Genomic DNA, 305 nt, shown 5'->3' on the forward strand with positions numbered 1-305 from the left:
TTGATTTGCATATTATTGATAGAAAGGGAGCTGAGAACCCCGTTGCAGACAACTTGTCTAGGTTAGAAAATGTTCTTGATGACCCACTCCCTATTGATGATAGTTTTCCTGATGAACAATTAGCTGTCATAAATGCTTCTCGTACTGCTCCATGGTATGCTGATTATGCTAATTACATTGTTGCTAAATTTATACCACCTAGTTTCACATACCAGCAAAAGAAAAAAGTTTTTCTATGATTTAAGACATTACTTCTGGGATGACCCACACCTTTATAAAGAAGGAGTAGATGGTGTTATCAGACG

1 protein-coding gene is annotated in these 305 nt (G+C 36.7%); it reads left to right on the forward strand.

The window, feature by feature from the left end:
- Window positions 1-239: ribonuclease H family protein (locus PZC42_RS24390; protein ID WP_277213972.1), on the forward strand; the 239-nt coding region annotated here is incomplete at its 5' end.
- Between the last annotated feature and the right edge of the window lie 66 nt (window positions 240-305).

The organism is Isoptericola croceus (assembly GCF_029382255.1).
GTDB lineage: Bacteria > Actinomycetota > Actinomycetes > Actinomycetales > Cellulomonadaceae > Isoptericola > Isoptericola croceus.